The 18,056-nt window shown below is 68.1% G+C and carries 15 protein-coding genes and 1 pseudogene; 10 read left to right on the top strand and 6 right to left on the bottom strand.

All coding sequences use genetic code 11. The features are described from left to right. Nucleotides 1-42 precede the first annotated feature (42 nt). On the top strand, nucleotides 43-1,335 hold the full coding sequence (gene lipL, locus ACXMYJ_RS04190) for an esterase/beta-lactamase LipL (RefSeq protein WP_260752229.1): 1,293 nt from the start codon (nucleotides 43-45) through the stop codon (nucleotides 1,333-1,335). Nucleotides 1,336-1,344: 9 nt separating this feature from the next. Here lipL and ACXMYJ_RS04185 read toward each other — a convergent pair whose 3' ends face one another. Then, entirely contained in the window at nucleotides 1,345-2,079 is a 735-nt protein-coding gene (locus ACXMYJ_RS04185) for a hypothetical protein (protein ID WP_260752230.1), read from the bottom strand. Nucleotides 2,080-2,132: 53 nt separating this feature from the next. Then, nucleotides 2,133-2,507, bottom strand: coding sequence for a helix-turn-helix domain-containing protein (locus ACXMYJ_RS04180; RefSeq protein ID WP_260752231.1), 375 nt, complete (start codon nucleotides 2,505-2,507; stop codon nucleotides 2,133-2,135). A gap of 136 nt (nucleotides 2,508-2,643) precedes the next feature. On the opposite strand from ACXMYJ_RS04180, the gene ACXMYJ_RS04175 reads away from it, so the two are divergent. Together ACXMYJ_RS04175 and ileS are read left to right on the top strand one after the other, a co-directional pair. Continuing rightward, nucleotides 2,644-3,249 carry a hypothetical protein gene (locus tag ACXMYJ_RS04175; protein WP_260752233.1) on the top strand — a complete coding sequence of 202 codons (606 nt, stop codon included), beginning with the start codon at nucleotides 2,644-2,646 and terminating at the stop codon, nucleotides 3,247-3,249. Between the two features lie 240 nt (nucleotides 3,250-3,489). Further along, nucleotides 3,490-6,633, top strand: a complete 3,144-nt coding sequence (gene ileS / locus ACXMYJ_RS04170; RefSeq protein WP_460354210.1) for an isoleucine--tRNA ligase — start codon at nucleotides 3,490-3,492, stop codon at nucleotides 6,631-6,633. Between the two features lie 29 nt (nucleotides 6,634-6,662). Here ileS and ACXMYJ_RS04165 read toward each other — a convergent pair whose 3' ends face one another. Beyond that, nucleotides 6,663-6,896, bottom strand: coding sequence for an RNA-binding S4 domain-containing protein (locus ACXMYJ_RS04165; RefSeq protein ID WP_260752235.1), 234 nt, complete (start codon nucleotides 6,894-6,896; stop codon nucleotides 6,663-6,665). A 38-nt stretch (nucleotides 6,897-6,934) separates the two neighbouring features. Here ACXMYJ_RS04165 and ACXMYJ_RS04160 point away from each other — a divergent pair, with 38 nt between their 5' ends. Further along, on the top strand, nucleotides 6,935-8,299 hold the full coding sequence (locus ACXMYJ_RS04160) for a DNA polymerase IV (RefSeq protein WP_260752236.1): 1,365 nt from the start codon (nucleotides 6,935-6,937) through the stop codon (nucleotides 8,297-8,299). 3 nt (nucleotides 8,300-8,302) lie between these two features. Here the strand turns inward: ACXMYJ_RS04160 and ACXMYJ_RS04155 are convergent, their stop codons facing one another. After that, the gene (locus ACXMYJ_RS04155; protein ID WP_443186576.1) at nucleotides 8,303-9,202 is read right to left on the bottom strand and encodes an asparaginase; all 900 of its coding nucleotides are present in this window, start codon (nucleotides 9,200-9,202) and stop codon (nucleotides 8,303-8,305) included. Nucleotides 9,203-9,244: 42 nt separating this feature from the next. Here ACXMYJ_RS04155 and lspA point away from each other — a divergent pair, with 42 nt between their 5' ends. From lspA to ACXMYJ_RS04125, 6 genes are all read left to right on the top strand, one after another. Beyond that, nucleotides 9,245-9,853, top strand: coding sequence for a signal peptidase II (gene lspA, locus ACXMYJ_RS04150; protein ID WP_260752238.1), 609 nt, complete (start codon nucleotides 9,245-9,247; stop codon nucleotides 9,851-9,853). After that, entirely contained in the window at nucleotides 9,850-10,779 is a 930-nt protein-coding gene (locus ACXMYJ_RS04145) for an RluA family pseudouridine synthase (protein ID WP_260752239.1), read from the top strand. Before lspA ends, ACXMYJ_RS04145 begins: the two co-directional genes overlap by 4 nt. Continuing rightward, nucleotides 10,776-11,666 carry an EamA family transporter RarD gene (gene rarD, locus ACXMYJ_RS04140; RefSeq protein ID WP_460354205.1) on the top strand — a complete coding sequence of 297 codons (891 nt, stop codon included), beginning with the start codon at nucleotides 10,776-10,778 and terminating at the stop codon, nucleotides 11,664-11,666. The genes ACXMYJ_RS04145 and rarD overlap by 4 nt, the downstream gene beginning before the upstream one ends. Nucleotides 11,667-11,719: 53 nt before the next feature. Then, on the top strand, nucleotides 11,720-12,394 hold the full coding sequence (locus ACXMYJ_RS04135) for a TetR/AcrR family transcriptional regulator (protein WP_460354202.1): 675 nt from the start codon (nucleotides 11,720-11,722) through the stop codon (nucleotides 12,392-12,394). Between the two features lie 71 nt (nucleotides 12,395-12,465). After that, the gene (gene dnaE, locus ACXMYJ_RS04130; RefSeq protein WP_460354199.1) at nucleotides 12,466-16,002 is read left to right on the top strand and encodes a DNA polymerase III subunit alpha; all 3,537 of its coding nucleotides are present in this window, start codon (nucleotides 12,466-12,468) and stop codon (nucleotides 16,000-16,002) included. Nucleotides 16,003-16,079: 77 nt separating this feature from the next. Further along, a complete protein-coding gene (locus ACXMYJ_RS04125) occupies nucleotides 16,080-16,667 on the top strand; it encodes a hemerythrin domain-containing protein (RefSeq protein ID WP_260752243.1) in 588 nt (195 codons plus the stop codon). A 53-nt stretch (nucleotides 16,668-16,720) separates the two neighbouring features. Here ACXMYJ_RS04125 and ACXMYJ_RS04120 read toward each other — a convergent pair. Further along, nucleotides 16,721-17,612, bottom strand: a pseudogene (locus ACXMYJ_RS04120) (manganese catalase family protein). Between the two features lie 109 nt (nucleotides 17,613-17,721). Next, a complete protein-coding gene (locus tag ACXMYJ_RS04115; RefSeq protein WP_260752245.1) occupies nucleotides 17,722-17,952 on the bottom strand; it encodes a hypothetical protein in 231 nt (76 codons plus the stop codon). Nucleotides 17,953-18,056: the final 104 nt, after the last annotated feature.

Raw genomic sequence — 18,056 nt, 5'->3', positions numbered from 1 at the left:
AACTCCCGTTAGTTTGCCGCGTGCCGGGGTAAATTTACCCTCGTGACGGGCGTAGACAACCCGGAGCGCGGTGCGGCGCTCTCTCACGGCCATGGTGCGGCTCTGCCCCGCGGCCTACAGGGCGCTGCCGACCCCAATTTCTCCTGCGCTGTGCGCGCGTTCGCGCAGCTTTTTCCGTGGCGCCGCCTCGGCGGCGGAGCGCTGTCGGTGTACCTCGACGGCGAGCCGGTGGTGGACGTGTGGACCGGGTGGGCCGACCGCAAAGGCACCCGGCGCTGGACCGCCGACACCGCACCGATGGTGTTCTCGGCGACCAAAGGGGTCGCGGCCACTGTCATCCATCGGCTGCACGACCGGGGCCTGATCGACTACGACGCGCCCGTCGCCGAGTATTGGCGGGAGTTCGGCGCAAACGGTAAGGCGACGATCACGGTGCGCGACGCCCTGCGTCACCGGGCGGGGCTGTCTCAGCTCAACGGTGTCGCCAAAGCCGACCTGCTCGATCATCTCGGGATGGAGGACAGGCTCGCCGCGGCGCCGCGAAGCTGGCTCCACGGCAAGCCTGCCTACCACGCGTTCACGTTCGGCTGGCTCCTTTCCGGACTTGCCCGTGCGGTTACCGGCAAAGGGATGCGGGAGCTGATCCGCACCGAAGTGGCCGCCCCGCTGAACACCGACGGACTCCATCTGGGCCGGCCGCCGGTGCAGGCCCCCACGCAACCCGCCCAGATCATCGGTCCGCAGACGCGGTTGCAGAATCCGGTGTTCAACCTGGTGGCTCCGCGCGTCGCGGCGTTGCCGTTCTCGGCCGCGTTCGGCGCGATGTACCTGCCCGGGGTCAAAGCGCTGGTGCAGGGAGACACCCCGCTGCTGGACAGCGAGATTCCCGCCGCCAACGGTGTCGCGACCGCGCGGGCGCTGGCCCGCATGTACGGCGCGATCGCCAACGGCGGACGGATCGACGGCACCCAGTACCTGTCCAGCGAGACCGCGGCCAAGCTCATCGGCAGGACGAGCCTGCGGCCTGACCACAGCATGATCATGCCGCTGTCGTTCCACCTGGGTTATCACGGTCTGCCCTTCCCCGGGATCCTGCCCGGGTTCGGTCATGTCGGGCTCGGCGGCTCGCTGGGATGGGCCGATCCGCAGACCGGGCTGTCCTTCGGCTACGTACACAACCGGCTGCTCACTCCGCTGGTCGTCAGCGATCAGGCCGGCTTCGTCACCACCGCGGCCCTGATCCGTCGCGGGGCCGCGCTGGCCCGCAAGAACGGCTACCGCCCGGTGCGCGAGTACGGCGCGCCGTTCACGGAGGTCACCTCCACCGCGGTATGACCGCCGGGCTCAGCGGTTCGCCGTGGTGAACCAGCGGGTCTTGATTCGCCACGAGTAGGCGGACGTCAACGCGAAACCAGCGCCGCAGGCGCAGGCGAACACCCAGACCAGCGTGGTGCCCTGGACGGTCTGCAGCTGGGGGACGAACGCGGTGGTGATGCGCACCACGCAGGCGCCGATCCCCATCGCCGACGCGAACAGGTAGACGTTGGCGACCTGCCGGGACCGCGGGTCGGTGCGCAGGACCATGAGCGCTCGGATGCCGTAGCCGAGCAGGTAGATCAGCATGCCGCAGAGCAGCAGCCAGTACACGTTGAGCCAGAAGTCGGTGGGCACGTCGAAGAAGTCCCGGCGGTAGACCGAGGCTCCGTTACCGAGCCAGAACGCGGCCAGCAGAAGCGGGATGCACACCGTCGCCGGACGCTCGATGTGCTGACGGAACCGTTGCTGCAGGGCGTGGTCCTGTTCCAGCCTGCCCAGAGTGTTGTAGACGACTGCCGACGCGGCGACGATGTAGCAATCGTGGCCGAGATAGTCCTCCAGGTTCCACTTCCCGGTCAGGGAGTACAACAGCGGGCCGAGGGTCTCCGAGGCCAGGGGCGACATCAACAACACCGCCATGCCCTGCAGCGCAATGTTGAGCGTCGCGGCGACCTCCCAGCGGCACGACCAGGTGACGCGGCGAATCCACAAGCTCCACGCGATGCACATCAATGTGATCGCGATGAGTGATGCCAGAGCCATAGGGAATCGCTTTCGAGCGGGCCGTTGTCAGCAAATTGTATGCGCTGAAAGGCCTAAAGGGGAGGAGCGTCCATCCGCGGTGTCAGTTCCGAGAGTCGCGTGCGGCGGGTTGTTTCCGCCTTGGTGGTGGTCCCCGGCAGGGTGCTCACCGCTGGGCCGACCGGGCCGGTCGCCTCGATGTACTGCCACACCTCCTGCCGGCTCATCAGGCCGAACTGAATCTGCAGGTCGGGGTAGCTAAGCGCGAAGCGGTCGGCGACCAGTCGCAGTTCCTCGGCCGAGGGGTAGTCGGCCTCTTTGATCCGCCGGTAATAGGTGCTGCTGGAGATGCCGAGCGCGTCAATGATGTCCTTGGCGTCGATCTCTCCGTCGAGGAGATAGTCGAGCAGGGCTTTCAGCTGTCTGCCGTTCTCATCAGTGCGGGGCATTTGTCCACCATAATGTGCGATCCCTCGTTTGGGCAGCCCCTCCCGGCAAATAGATAACACGCCCTTTATTGACATGGCCGTCACAGTTTTGGGAGCGGTCTCCCAAATTTGGGACATTCGCTGTACGGTTAGCCACATGGTCGCTCCATACATCTCGGACGAGGTCAAACAAGGGCCCGTCCACTCCGCGCCGGTAGCGCTGGAGGTGTTCGATCGCCCCGCGATCGACGTGCTGCCCGCTCGGTCACGCAAATTCGCCACCACGCCGTCGAGCGAACTGACCGAGGAACTCGACGGTGCGGCGGAATGGCTGGGCGTGCAGGTCGAGGAGATCTTGCTGGCCGCCCTCGCGCGCACCTTGGGCCGCACCCGCGGTGACGGGTCCGTCGCCGTCGACGTCACCGGCGGTCATCGCCGGCTCAACCACCGGGTCTCCATGTTGTGCGCGACGCAGATGCCGATGGCTCCGACCGAGATGCTGCAGGGCGCCCACAGCGCGCTGGCGGCGGCGCCTGGTCATCCGGTGGCGCAGTCCGAGGTGCTGCTCAACGTCGCCGACGGTGCGGACGACGGGCCGAGCGCCCGCGCGCTGGAACTCCGGGTCCAGCGGGTCTCCGGATTGCTGCACATCGACTGGTGGTACGACGAGTCCCGCCTCGACGAGTACTCCGTCCAAGAGATGGCCGAGCAGTTCCCGCTGGCCGTCATCGAGATCACCTCGGACGCAGCGGCGCCGCTGTAGACGCGCCCGCTAAACTGGGACGATCGGCGTCGATCCGGTCATCACCGGGGAGCCTTCGGAAGAACAGCGGGAGCCGCAGTGCTCACGCCCAGTAGAACCGAACGGGTGGGCCCGTCATCGCCCTGACTTGAGTGGCGCACCTTGGTGGTGCGCAAGCGGGGTGGTACCGCGGCGCTCGCGCACCGGCGCGACGTTCGTCCCCGTGCCTGAAGTCGACATGGCACGAGGAGCACGACGTCCGTGACCGCATATCCGAAGCCCGCCGCCGGCGCCCCGAAGTTTCCGGAGCTGGAAGCCGAGGTGCTGAGCTACTGGGACAGCGACGACACGTTCCGGGCCAGCATCGCGCGCCGCGACGGCGCCCCAGAGTACGTCTTCTACGACGGCCCGCCCTTCGCCAACGGGCTGCCGCACTACGGGCATCTGCTGACCGGCTACGTCAAGGACATCGTGCCGCGCTACCAGACGATGCGCGGATACAAGGTGGAGCGCCGGTTCGGGTGGGATACCCACGGTCTGCCCGCCGAGCTGGAGGTACAGCGCCAGCTCGGCATCACCGACAAGGCCCAGATCGAAGAGATGGGCATCGAGAAGTTCAACGAGGCCTGCCGTGAGTCGGTGCTGAAGTACACCGACGAGTGGCGGGCCTATGTCACCCGGCAGGCCCGCTGGGTCGATTTCGACAACGACTACAAGACCCTCGACATCGGTTTCATGGAATCGGTGATCTGGGCCTTCAAGCAGTTGTGGGACAAGGGTCTGGCCTACGAGGGCAACCGGGTGCTCCCGTACTGCTGGAACGACGAGACGCCGCTGTCCAGCCACGAACTGCGCATGGACGACGACGTCTACCAGAATCGGCAGGACCCGGCCCTCACGGTGGGGTTCCGGATCACGTCGGGCGATCTCGCGGGCGCCTACCTTCTGATCTGGACGACGACGCCGTGGACGCTGCCGTCCAACCAGGCGGTCGCGGTCAATCCCGACGTCACCTATGTCGTCGTCGAGTCCGACGGCAAGCGATTCGTACTCGCCGAGGCACGGCTCGGCGCCTACGCACGCGAACTCGGCGAGGAGCCGACCGTCGTCGCCACGTACCACGGCCGCGAGCTTCTCGACGTGCACTACGCGCCGCCCTTCCCGTATTTCATGGACTCGCCGAACGCTTTTCGAGTACTGCCTGCAGAGTTCGTCAGTACCGAAGACGGCACCGGTCTGGTGCACATGTCGCCGGCATACGGCGAAGACGACATGGCGACAGCGCAGGCCGGCGGCATCGAGGCCGTCACGCCGGTGGACGCCAAGGGGCGCTTCGACGCGAGTGTGCCCGACTACGCCGGTCAACACGTGTTCGACGCGAACCCGCAGATCATCCGCGACCTGAAGAACGGCACCGGGGCGGCGGCGGTCAACGGTGCGGTGCTGCTGCGCCACGACACCTACGAACACTCCTACCCGCACTGCTGGCGCTGCCGGAACCCGCTGATCTACCGCGCGGTGTCGTCGTGGTTCATCAAGGTGACGCAGTTCCGGGAGCGCATGGTCGAGCTCAATCAGCAGATCACCTGGTATCCCGAACACGTCAAGGACGGGCAGTTCGGCAAGTGGCTGGCCGGCGCGCGCGACTGGTCGATCTCACGGAACCGCTACTGGGGCACGCCGATTCCGGTGTGGAAGTCCGACGATCCGGCCTATCCGCGAATCGATGTCTACGGCAGCCTCGACGAGCTCGAGCGTGATTTCGGGGTCCGGCCGGACAACCTGCACCGGCCCTTCATCGACGAGCTGACCCGGCCCAACCCCGACGATCCGACCGGGAAGTCGACGATGAGGCGCATCGAGGATGTGCTCGATGTGTGGTTCGACTCCGGGTCGATGCCTTTCGGGCAGGTGCACTACCCGTTCGAGAACCAGGACTGGTTCGACGGAGTCGATTCCGCCGACCCTGACAAGCGGGTTGTCGGGCATTTCCCCGGCGACTTCATCGTCGAGTACATCGGCCAGACCCGCGGCTGGTTCTACACGCTGCACGTCCTGGCCACCGCGCTGTTCGACCGCCCGGCGTTCCGCACGAGCGTGTCGCACGGCATCGTGCTCGGCAACGACGGCCAGAAGATGAGCAAGTCGCTGCGCAACTACCCGGACGTGTCCGAGGTGTTCGACCGCGACGGTTCCGACGCCATGCGCTGGTTCCTGATGGCCTCGCCGATCCTGCGGGGCGGCAACCTTATCGTCACCGAACAGGGCATCCGCGACGGTGTCCGCCAGGTACTGCTCCCGCTGTGGAACGCATATTCGTTCCTGGCGCTCTACGCGCCGGAGAAGGGCACCTGGCGCACGGACTCGACGCACGTGCTGGACCGCTACATCCTGGCCAAGCTCGCGGTGCTGCGCGACGATCTGACCGCCTCCCTTGACGTGTGCGACATCTCGCAGGCGTGTGACCAGCTGCGGCAGTTCACCGAGGCGCTGACGAACTGGTATGTGCGACGGTCGCGTTCGCGGTTCTGGGAAGAGGACCGCGACGCCATCGACACGCTGCACACCGTGCTCGAGGTGACGAGCCGGTTGGCCGCGCCGCTGCTTCCGCTGATCACCGAGGTGATCTGGCGCGGCCTGACCGGGGAACGGTCGGTGCACCTGACCGACTGGCCGGAAGCCGGCGCGGTGCCCGCCGATCCGCAACTGGTCGCCGACATGGACCTGGTGCGCGAGGTCGCCTCCGCGGGGTCGTCGCTGCGTAAGGCGAAGAAACTCCGCGTGCGTCTGCCGCTGCTGAAACTGACTGTGGCCGTGCAGGATCCGAAGAGGTTGGAACCCTACCGGGATCTCATCGCCGATGAGCTCAACGTGAAGTCCGTCGAACTCACCGATGACATCGCCGGCCACGGCCGCTTCGAGCTGACCGTCAACGCCCGGGTCGCCGGACCGCGCCTGGGCAAGGACGTGCAAGCGGCGATCAAGGCGGTCAAGGCGGGGGAGGCGGTCGTCAACGACGATGGCACGCTCACCGCGGGCCCGGCTGTGTTGCGGCCCGAGGAGTACAGCTCGAGGCTGGTCGCCGCGGATCCCGAGTTCACCGCCGCGCTGGCCGACGGAGCCGGGCTGGTGGTGCTCGACGGCACCATCACCCCGGAGCTGGAAGCCGAGGGCTGGGCCAAGGACCGGATCCGCGAGCTGCAGGAGCTGCGCAAGTCCACCGGACTTGACGTCTCCGACCGCATTTCGGTGGTGATCTCGGTGCCGGCCGAGAACGAGCAGTGGGCCCGGACCCACCGCGATCTCATCGCGGATGAGATCCTGGCGACCAGTTTCGAGTTCGGCGATCCCGCCGACGCGACCGAGATCGGCGACGGCGTGCGGGTGGCGATCAGCAGAGCGTGACGGCCCGCGCGGCGGTGGGCCGGCGAGGGTCACCCCGCGCTGACGCGGGCGCTGCGACCGGAGAACGCCACCACGTCACCCGGATGCAGCTGCCTGCCGCGGCGCTGCTCGGTGTCGCCGTTGACGGTGACCAGGCCGTCGGCGATCACCGACTTGGCGTCGGCGCCCGAATCGATCAGCCCTGACAGCTTCAGGAACTGACCGAGCCGGATCGATGCGTCCCGGATCGCGACGTCGGCCGGCTCACTACTCGGGTGTGCCATACCGCCACGGTATCCGGCACCGCCTAGCATCGGCGGATGTGGCCGCCCGATGGGTCCTGCACCTGGACATGGATGCGTTCTTCGCTTCCGTGGAACAGCTGACCCGGCCCACGCTACGGGGCAGACCTGTGCTCGTCGGCGGGCTGGGCGGGCGCGGGGTGGTCGCGGGTGCCAGCTACGAGTCTCGGGTTTTCGGTGCCCGCTCGGCCATGCCGATGCACCAGGCCCGCCGGCTGGTCGGCGCCGCCGCCGTCGTGCTGCCACCCCGCGGAGTGGTCTACGGACTGGCCAGCCGCCGGGTGTTCGAGACCGTGCGGGCCAAAGTGCCTGTGCTCGAACAGCTGTCGTTCGACGAGGCGTTCGGCGAGCCGGCCGAGCTGGTGGGCGCCGCGCCGGCCGAGGTCGCCGCGTTCTGCGAGGAACTGCGAGCCGAGGTGGCCGAGGCCACCGGGCTGGTCGCCTCTGTGGGCGCCGGGTCGGGCAAGCAGCTGGCCAAGATCGCGTCGGGACTGGCCAAACCGAACGGCATCACGGTGGTGCCCCGCGACGAGGAGCGGGCGCTGCTCGACAGGCTGCCGGTGCGTCGGCTCTGGGGCATCGGGCCGGTGGCCGAGGAGAAGCTGCACCGGCTGGGTATCGAGACCGTCGGCGAGTTCGCCGCCCTCACCGACGCCGAGGTGGGCAACATCCTCGGCCCCACCGTGGGACCCGCGCTGCACCGGCTGGCGCGCGGTGTCGACGACCGGCCGGTCGCCGAGAACGCCCCGGCCAAACAGATCAGTGCGGAGTCGACCTTCCCCGAGGACCTCACCACGATGTCGCAGCTCGCCGACGCCGCGGGGCCGATCGGCGAGCACGCGCACCGGCGGCTGCTCAAGGACGGACGTGGGGCGCGCACCGTCACCGTCAAGCTCAAGAAATCCGACATGAGCATCCTGACAAGGTCGGCTACGTTGCCCTACGCCACCACCCACGCGGGCACCCTGATCGCAACAGCGCGGCGGCTGTTGCTCGACCCGGTGGAGATCGGGCCCATTCGTCTTATCGGCGTCGGCTTTTCGGGTCTCTCGGAGGTGCAGCAGGAGTCGTTGTTCCCCGACCTGGAGCTGATGGCCACCGAAGAGGTCGCCGGGGACGGCGCACCGCAACCGGCCGCGGATCTTGCCCCGGCCGCGCCGGCGTGGCGTGTCGGCGACGACGTCGCGCACCGCGACCTCGGGCACGGGTGGCTGCAGGGCGCCGGTCACGGGGTGATGACGGTGCGGTTCGAGACCCGAAGCAGCGGACCGGGACCGGCGCGCACGTTTCGCGCCGACGACCCCGACATCACGCGCGCGAACCCGGTGGACAGCCTGGACTGGCCGGAGTACGTCGAACAGCTCGCCCGCCGGGACAGCCCGTAGCGCTCAACCCCAGCGGGCGAAGACCGGTGCGGGGTCGGCCGCCGCGGCCAGCGACGCCATCAGCAGCACCCGGGCCTGCGGCGGCCGCAGCCGGGGCGCCACGAACGCGCCCGCGTCCACCAGAGCGCGCCCGGGCCCGTAACCGGGGCTGACCGCGCCGCCCGGGACACGGGTGGACACCGCGACGGCGAGCCCGCTGCGGCAGTGCCGGCGGACGCCCTCGATCAGGGCCGCGCCGGCGTTGCCCGCGCCGAGCCCCTGCAGCACGACGCCCCGGGCGCCGGCGGCCACGCACGCATCGAGTGCGACGGTGTCCGCGCCCGGGTACGCGGCGACGATGTCGACGCGCGGAGCGTCCGCGGCGCGCAAGGCGCCGAGATATGGGCGGGTCTTTCCGCCGTCGACGCGATGCCCGGTGAAGCTCTGCAGGTCCGTGGTCGCGACCTTGCTCAGGCCGAGGGCGCCGAACACCTCACCGGCGAAGCTCACGACCACACCGCGTCCGCGGGACTCGGGTCGGGCCGCGACGGTCAGCGCGTCACGCAGGTTGGCCGGACCGTCGGCGTCCGCCGCGTCGGCGCTGCGCTGCGCGCCGGTCAGCACCACGGGTGCGGCGCCGTCGTAGGTGAGCTCGAGCCAGAGCGCGGTCTCTTCCATCGTGTCGGTGCCGTGGGTGATGACGATGCCGGTCGCGCCGGCGCGGGCCGCCTCGTCGACCGCGGCGCCGATCCTGTCCCAGTCGGGCGGGGTGAGTTGCGAGCTGTCCACCGTCAGCGCGTCGACGACCTCGACGTCCAAGCCGGCGGTCAGGTCTGCGCCGGACCGGGTCGGGCGCTTCACCCCCTCGGCGTCGGCGCTCGTCGAGATCGTGCCTCCGGTGGCGATGACAACCAGGCGACCCATGGGTGGGATTCTCGCCCATCACCGCTTTGCGATGATGGACGCGTGACAGACGAATCGTCGGGACCGGTCGAACCCACGACCGGCGAGGAGTCGGCGGCGACGCCTGCGCCGCGCCGGCTGCGCCTGCTCTTCACCGTCGCCGGGGTGGTGCTCGTCCTGGACATCGTCACCAAGGTGCTCGCGGTCAAGCTGTTGACGCCGGGTCAGCCGGTGTCGATCATCGGCGACACGGTGACGTGGACGCTGGTGCGCAACTCGGGGGCGGCCTTCTCGATGGCGACCGGCTACACCTGGGTGCTGACCCTGGTGGCCACCGGGGTCGTCATCGGCATCATCTGGATGGGCCGGCGGCTGGTGTCGCCGTGGTGGGCGCTCGGGCTGGGTCTGATCCTCGGCGGCGCGATGGGCAACCTGGTCGACCGCTTCTTCCGCTCGCCCGGACCGCTGCGCGGCCACGTCGTGGACTTCCTGTCCATCGGGTGGTGGCCGGTGTTCAACGTCGCCGACCCGTCGGTGGTCGGCGGCGCGATCCTGCTGGTGGTGTTGTCGCTGTTCGGATTCGATTTCGACACCATCGGACGGCGCCGGCCGGACGGCGGCGACGGCACCGTGGGGCCGCGCCCGCCGGAGGGCGGCGACGAGAACGGATGACGACGCGATCGATGCCGGTTCCCGAGGGGCTGGCGGGCATGCGGGTGGACGCCGGGCTGGCGCGCCTGCTCGGGTTGTCCCGGACGGCGGCCGCCGCGATCGCCGAGGAGGGCGGCGTCGAACTCGACGGAGCGCGGGCCGCCAAGTCCGACAAGCTGACCGCGGGTGCCTGGCTCGAGGTCACCCTGCCCGAGGCGCCCGCGCCGGTGGAGAACACCCCGGTCGATATCGAAGGCATGGAGATCCTGTACGCCGACGACGACATCGTCGCGGTCGACAAACCGCCGGGGGTCGCCGCGCATGCCACCGTCGGCTGGCACGGCCCCACCGTGCTCGGCGGGCTCGCCGCCGCCGGCTTCCGGATCAGCACCTCGGGCATTCACGAGCGGCAGGGCATCGTGCACCGTCTGGATGTCGGCACCTCCGGCGTCATGGTGGTGGCGCTGTCCGAGCGGGCGTACACCGTGCTCAAGCGCGCATTCAAGCAGCGCACCGTCGAGAAGCGTTACCACGCGCTGGTGCAGGGCCACCCGGATCCGTCCAGCGGCACCATCGACGCGCCGATCGGCCGGCACCGGGGCCACGACTGGAAGTTCGCGGTCGTCGAGGACGGCCGGCACAGCGTCACCCATTACGACACACTGGAAGCCCACCAGGCGGCCAGTCTGCTCGACATCGAGCTGGAGACCGGGCGCACCCATCAGATCCGGGTGCACTTCGCCGCGCTGCATCACCCCTGCTGCGGCGACGTGACCTACGGCGCCGACCCGACGCTGGCGAAAAGGCTTGGGCTGGAACGTCAGTGGCTACACGCCCGGTCGCTGGCGTTCGCGCATCCGGCCGACGGCAGACGGGTCGAGATCGCCAGTCCCTATCCGGCCGACCTGCAGCACGCGCTCGACGTGCTACGCGGTCAACACCGGTGAGGTCGGGTCTGCTCTTCGGCGCGGGGGCCTACATGATGTGGGGTCTGTTCCCGGCGTTCTTCCCGCTGCTCAAACCGGCGGGAGCAGTGGAGATCCTCGCGCACCGCATCATCTGGAGCTTCGCGCTGATGGTCGTCGTCGTCGCGGTGGTGCGACGGCTCGGCGACCTGAAACAGATCGACCGCCGCACCTGGCTTCTGCTGATCGCGGCGGCCGGGCTGATCTCGGCGAACTGGCTGATCTACGTGTACGCGGTGAACAACGGGCATGTCGTGGACGCGGCCCTCGGCTATTTCATCAACCCGCTGGTGGCCATCGCGCTCGGGATGGTGATCTTTCGCGAGAAGCTCAACCGCTGGCAGGTCGCCGCGCTGGCGGTCGCGGTGGTCGCGGTGGTGATCCTGACGGTGCAGGTGGGGCAACCGCCGCTGGTGGGCCTCGGTCTGGCGCTGTCGTTCGCGCTGTACGGCGCGGTCAAGAAGTCGGTGCGCACCGATCCGCGGGTGAGCGTCGGCCTGGAGGCCGCGATCGCGACACCGTTCGCCGTTGCGTACCTGGTGGTGTTGCAGAGCGGCGGGAACGGCACGCTCACCGGCCACGGCGCCGGCCACGTCGCACTGTTGATCCTGTCCGGAGTGCTGACCGCGCTGCCGTTGCTGCTGTTCGCGGCGGCCGCACAGCGTCTGGCGATGGTGACGCTGGGGCTGCTGTTCTATGTGACGCCGGCGATGCAGCTGTCATGGGGAGTGCTGGTCGGGGGCGAGCCGATGCCGCCGATGCGGTGGGTGGGTTTCGCCCTGATCTGGTTGGCGCTGGTGGTGTTCACCGCCGACGCGGTTCGCCGTACTCGCGCCGAGCGGCGGTCGTCTCAGCCCGCCCCGGTGTGAACTTTGCGCAGTTTGCCGTTGACCGTCTCTCAGCTATGTCATAGCGTTTGCCCGTGGAGGACGACACCCCGGCGGCGCCTGCGGTTCGCAAGCGCGGCCGCCCAGTGGGTGCCGATTCCGAGCAGACCCGCCGCTCGATCGTGCGCGCAGCCCGCGACCTGATCGCCGACCGGGGCTACCACGCTGCGACGTTCCAGCAGATCGCGGCCCGGGCCGGGGTCAGCAGGCCGACGCTGCACTACTACTTCTCCACCCGCGAAGAGCTCTACGAGGTGCTGCTGGCCGACGCCCGCGAGCAGCTGGAGCGCTGCGCCGCCGACGCGATGCGGGAGGTCTCGCTCCTCCCGCAGCTGGCGGCGTTCACCGCGGGAATGCAGCGACTGGGCGCCGCCCAGCCGGCACTGGTCAAGATGGTGATCACCGCCAGGATCGACCATCACCGCGGCACGCACCGCCACGACGCCGCGACCGCTGTCGTCACGGCCTCGCACGCGTTCTACGACGCTGTGGTCGTCGACGCGGTGCGCCGCGGCGAGCTGCCCCCCGACACCGACGCGCATGCGGTCGCCGACATGCTCGGCGCGCTGTTCTGGGGGCTGGCCTTCCATGCGGGGTTCGTCGCAGACGCCCACGGCGCACAGGACGCCGATCCGATTGCCAGGCAATTGTTTCTCGTGCTCGGCTGCGGATTGCTGAATCCGCAGAGGGCGGCAGCCGTCGACGCGTGATCGGAAGAACGCGAGACACGCAGCCCGACACGCCGGGCGCTGTCGGCCGGCGGTCCTAGACTGGCTTGCCTATGAGCGGCTCATTCGTGCATCTGCACAACCACACCGAGTACTCGATGCTCGACGGCGCCGCGAAGGTCAAGCCGATGCTCGCCGAGGCCCAGCGGCTGGAAATGCCGGCGATCGGCATGACCGACCACGGAAACATGTTCGGCGCCAGCGAGTTCTACAACGCCGCCACCGACGCCGGCATCAAGCCGATCATCGGTGTGGAGGCCTACATCGCCCCGGCGTCGAGGTTCGACACCAAGCGGGTGCTGTGGGGTGACCCCAGCCAGAAGAGCGACGACGTGTCGGGCAGCGGCTCGTACACGCACATGACGATGGTCGCCGAGAACGCCACCGGGCTGCGCAACCTGTTCAAACTGTCGTCGTTGGCCTCGTTCGAGGGGCAGCTGGGCAAGTGGTCGCGCATGGACGCCGAGATCATCGCCGAGCACGCCGAGGGCATCATCGCCACCACCGGCTGCCCGTCCGGCGAGGTCCAGACCCGGCTGCGGCTGGGGCACCGGCAGGAGGCGCTGGACGCGGCCGCCAAGTGGCGGGAGATCTTCGGCCCGGAGAACTTCTTCCTCGAGCTGATGGATCACGGTCTGGAGATTGAACGGCGGGTTCGCGACGGCCTGCTGGAGATCGGGCAGAAGCTCGGCATCCCGCCGCTGGCCACCAACGACTGCCACTACGTCACCCGCGAAGCGTCGCGCAACCACGAAGCCCTGCTGTGCGTGCAGACCGGCAAGACGCTGTCGGACCCGACGCGGTTCAAGTTCGACGGCGACGGCTACTTCCTCAAGTCCGCGGCGGAGATGCGGGCGCTGTGGGACGACCAGGTGCCCGGCGCGTGCGACTCGACACTGCTGATCGCCGAGAGGGTGCAGTCCTACGCCGACGTGTGGACGCCGCGCGACCGGATGCCGATCTTCCCGGTGCCCGAGGGGCACGATCAGGCGTCCTGGCTGCACCACGAGGTGATGGCCGGCCTGGAACGGCGCTTCCCGGGGGCGGTGGGCCAGGAGTACATCGACCGCGCCGAGTACGAGATCAAGGTCATCTGCGACAAGGGCTTCCCGTCGTACTTCCTGATCGTCGCCGACCTGATCAACTATGCGCGCTCGGTCGACATCCGGGTCGGACCGGGCCGCGGGTCGGCGGCCGGGTCCCTGGTGGCCTACGCGCTGGGCATCACCAACATCGACCCGATCCCGCACGGGCTGCTGTTCGAGCGCTTCCTGAACCCGGAACGCCCGTCTGCCCCCGACATCGACATCGACTTCGACGACCGGCGGCGCGGTGAGATGCTGCGCTACGCGGCGAACAAGTGGGGCAGTGACCGCGTCGCTCAGGTCATCACCTTCGGCACCATCAAAACCAAAGCTGCACTGAAGGATTCGGCGCGCGTCAACTACGGCCAGCCGGGCTTCGCGATCGCCGACCGGATCACCAAGGCGCTGCCGCCGCCGATCATGGCCAAGGACATCCCGCTCTCGGGTATCACCGACCCGAACCACGAGCGGTACAAGGAGGCTGCCGAGGTTCGCAGCCTGATCGACACCGACCCGGACGTGCGGACCATCTACGAGACCGCGCGCGGGCTGGAGGGGCTGGTCCGCAACGCCGGCGTGCACGCCTGCGCGGTCATCATGAGCTCGGAACCGCTCATCGACGCGATCCCGCTGTGGCGCCGGCCGCAGGACGGCGCGGTCATCACCGGCTGGGACTACCCGTCGTGTGAGGCCATCGGGCTGCTGAAGATGGACTTCCTGGGGCTGCGGAACCTGACGATCATCGGGGACTGCATCGAGAACATCAAGGCCAACCGCGGTACCGATGTCGACCTGGAGTCGCTGGCCCTCGACGATCCGTTGGCCTATGAGTTGCTCGGCCGCGGCGACACGCTCGGGGTCTTCCAGCTCGACGGCGGGCCGATGCGCGACTTGCTGCGCCGCATGCAGCCCACCGAGTTCAACGACATCGTCGCGGTGCTGGCGCTGTACCGGCCCGGCCCGATGGGCATGAACGCCCACAACGATTACGCCGACCGCAAGAACGGCCGCCAGCCCATCAAGCCGATCCATCCCGAACTCGAGGAACCGCTCAAGGAGATCCTGGCCGAGACCTACGGCCTGATCGTCTACCAAGAGCAGATCATGTTCATCGCCCAGAAGGTCGCCTCCTACACCATGGGTAAGGCCGACGCGCTGCGAAAAGCCATGGGTAAGAAGAAACTCGAGGTGCTCGAAGCCGAGTACAAGGGTTTCCGGGAGGGCATGACCGCCAACGGTTTCAGCGAGGGCGCAGTCAAGGCGCTGTGGGACACCATCCTTCCGTTCGCCGGCTACGCGTTCAACAAGTCGCACGCCGCGGGGTACGGCCTGGTGTCGTACTGGACGGCCTATTTGAAGGCCAACTACCCGGCCGAGTACATGGCGGGCCTGCTCACCTCGGTCGGCGACGACAAGGACAAGGCCGCGGTCTACCTCGCGGACTGCCGCCGGCTGGGCATCACCGTGCTGCCGCCGGACGTCAACGAATCGGTGCAGAACTTCGCCTCCGTCGGCGACGACATCCGTTTCGGCCTCGGCGCGGTGCGCAACGTCGGCGCGAACGTCGTTGCGTCCCTTGTCCACACGCGCGACGAGAAGGGCAAGTACACCGACTTCTCGGACTACCTGAACAAGATCGACATCGCCGCCTGCAACAAGAAGGTGACGGAATCGCTGATCAAGGCCGGCGCGTTCGATTCGCTGGGCCATCCGCGCAAAGGTCTGTTCCTGGTGCACACCGACGCGGTGGACTCGGTGCTCGGCACCAAGAAAGCCGAGGCCATGGGTCAGTTCGACCTGTTCGGCGGCGGCGACGGCGGGACCGGCTCCGACGCGGTGTTCACCATCAAGGTGCCCGACGAGGAGTGGGAGGACAAGCACAAGCTCGCCCTCGAGCGGGAGATGCTCGGCCTGTACGTGTCCGGCCACCCGCTCAACGGGATCGCGCATCTGCTGGCCGCGCAGGTCGACACCCAGATCCCGGCCATCCTCGACGGCGACGTCGCCAACGACACCCAGGTCCGGGTCGGCGGCATCCTCGCCTCGGTGAACCGCCGGGTCAACAAGAACGGCCTGCCCTGGGCGTCGGCGCAGCTGGAAGATCTCACCGGCGGGATCGAGGTGCTGTTCTTCCCGCAGACCTACTCGATGTTCGGCGCCGAGATCGCCGACGACGTGGTGGTGCTCGTCGGGGCCAAGGTCGCGATCCGCGACGACCGCATCTCGCTGATCGCCAATGAGCTTGTGGTGCCGGACTTCTCCAGCGCGCAGGTCAACCGTCCGGTCGCGGTGAGTCTGCCGACGCGCCAGTGCACCGTCGACAAGGTGTCGGCGCTCAAGCAGGTGCTGGCGCGGCATCCCGGCACCGCGCAGGTTCACTTGCGGCTGATCAGCGGGGAGCGCATCACCACGCTGGAACTGGACCAGTCGCTGCGGGTCACACCGTCCTCGGCTCTGATGGGCGACCTCAAGGAACTGTTGGGCCCGGGCTGCCTCGGGGGGTAAGCCCGCCGGCGGCGCGCCGTTTCAACTCGTGGCCCCGGGGTATTCGCGGCGGATTGCCGACCGGAAAGGCTACGAGTATGGACGCATTGACCTTCCTCCGCGCGGATCACAAGAGCGTGCTGGGCATGCTGGAGGTGCTCGACGGCGCGTCCTCGGGATCCGCGGCCCAGATGAGCGGGCTGAAAACCATGGTGAAGAACCTTGTCATCTCCGAGTCGCAGCACGAGGCGATCGAGCAGCAGTTCTTCTGGCCGGTCGTCCGCGATGTGCTCGGGAACGACGGCGAGGAACTTGCCGACCGTGCGATCGAGCAGGAACAGGCGGGAAAGAACCTGCTGCAGCGACTCGAAGACGGCGCGCCCGGCGAGCATGACTACCACGAAGCCCTGCAGGAGTTCGTCAAGGCCGGCCGTGAGCACATCAGGTACGAGCAGGACGTGGTGTGGCCGAGGTTCCGGGCGGCGGTCAGCCGCGAGGACCTCGAGACGCTGGGCGAGAAGCTGGAGGCAGCGAAGAAGATCGCGCCGACACGGCCACACCCTGACACCCCGGGCAGCTCCACCGCGCAGAAGACGATGGGTCTCGGCGCCGCGGTCGTGGACCACGTGCGCGACGCGGTCAGTGGCCGTGACACCGAGAACCCACCCGACCCACAGACGCACTGACCTCGCAGCGAAGGCCGGCGCCGCTATTGCACGGCGCCGACCTTGCTCATGAATCAGGTTGCCGGACTGTGTTGTTCATGGGTGAAGGGCTTCTCGCTGCGCACGGCGGGCTGGCCCTGCGGACTCCGTTGCGCGCCCTTGTTCTTGCGTGTCTCCCCGCCGAGCCACTGCTCGGCCGGGTTCTCGACGTACTTCCATTCCATGCCTTGTGGCCACGGCCCCTGACCTTCGTTCCACGGCCCGCGCACCGATCCCTGGCCGTTGGACATGTTGAAGGCGACGTTCTGGAAGCGGTCGTCGCCGGGCAGTTGGCCCGGTGGGAAGTTGACCGGCAACTCGTTGAGCGCGGCGGTGAATTGCTGGTAGTGGGTGACCTCCCTGGTCATGAGGAAGGTCAACGTGTCCTGCACTCCCGGATCGTCGGTGAACTGCTTGAGGTATTCGTAGACGATCTTCGCCCGCGACCGCAGCCAGGTTGCTGCGCAGGTCGACGGTCGGGTCACCATTGGCGTTGACGAATGTGCCCTGCCAGGGGACGCCGGCGGAGTCCCTGACGTCGGGCCCGCCGCCGGTGAGCGTGAAGTACAGCGGGTTGACCGCGACGCTGTGGATGATGTCGTCGCGACCGTCACGGCTGGCCATTGCCGGCATCCAGTCGCAGCGCTCGTTGGCCATCTTCAGGTCGTCGTTGAGCCCGTCGAGGAGCATGGTGATCATCGATCCGACCATCTCCAGATGGCTGAACTCTTCGGTGGCGATGTCCATGAACAGGTCGTACATCTTCGGGTTCTTCTGCCGGAGGACGAAGGCCTGCGTGAAGTACTGCATCGCGGCTTTCAGTTCGCCGTTCGCGCCGCCGAATTGCTCCTGCAACAGTGTGGCGAAGCGGGGATCCGGCTTCTCGACGCGTACCTCGAACTGAAGGTCCTTGTTGTGAATGAACATAAAAGACTCCCGCGCTGATCGATTGACAGATCGGCGCCGAGTACCCGAGAGGGCGGGTGTTAAACAGATCACACCCGGCCGCAGCGAGGCGATCCGCTCGGGACCGTGCCTAGTGTCGCAGCGAGCAGGCCAGGCCCAGAGTCAGCCACAGCACGGTGGCGACGCCGGCGCCGCTGAGCACTGCGGGACCGGCGGACAACGTGACCCCGCCGACGACGACGAACGTCAGCAGTCCGAGCAGCAGGGCGAGCACCTTGTACGCGGGCCACGCGACGCCGGCGATCGAGAACGACGCGGCCGGACGGGCCACGACGGCTCGGAAGTGTTCGGCGGTCGTCATACGATTGACGATAGCTCGTATCAGAAGTTTCGGCCACCCGAAACGCTGGTTGAGGAGCGGCTTATTTTGTTAGCTCGGCTAGCGGATCGACGCGGCGCATTTTC

The organism is Mycobacterium sp. ZZG (assembly GCF_054786995.1).
This window is presented reverse-complemented; position numbering and strand designations above follow the sequence as displayed.

Coding starts and splice junctions, on each gene's coding strand:
- ACXMYJ_RS04185 (WP_260752230.1), bottom strand. CDS start 2,079: ATGGCTCTGGCATCACTCATCGCGATCACATTGATGTGCATCGCGTGG.
- ACXMYJ_RS04180 (WP_260752231.1), bottom strand. CDS start 2,507: ATGCCCCGCACTGATGAGAACGGCAGACAGCTGAAAGCCCTGCTCGAC.
- ACXMYJ_RS04175 (WP_260752233.1), top strand. CDS start 2,644: ATGGTCGCTCCATACATCTCGGACGAGGTCAAACAAGGGCCCGTCCAC.
- ACXMYJ_RS04165 (WP_260752235.1), bottom strand. CDS start 6,896: ATGGCACACCCGAGTAGTGAGCCGGCCGACGTCGCGATCCGGGACGCA.
- ACXMYJ_RS04155 (WP_443186576.1), bottom strand. CDS start 9,202: ATGGGTCGCCTGGTTGTCATCGCCACCGGAGGCACGATCTCGACGAGC.
- ACXMYJ_RS04145 (WP_260752239.1), top strand. CDS start 9,850: ATGACGACGCGATCGATGCCGGTTCCCGAGGGGCTGGCGGGCATGCGG.
- dnaE (WP_460354199.1), top strand. CDS start 12,466: ATGAGCGGCTCATTCGTGCATCTGCACAACCACACCGAGTACTCGATG.
- ACXMYJ_RS04125 (WP_260752243.1), top strand. CDS start 16,080: ATGGACGCATTGACCTTCCTCCGCGCGGATCACAAGAGCGTGCTGGGC.
- ACXMYJ_RS04115 (WP_260752245.1), bottom strand. CDS start 17,952: ATGACGACCGCCGAACACTTCCGAGCCGTCGTGGCCCGTCCGGCCGCG.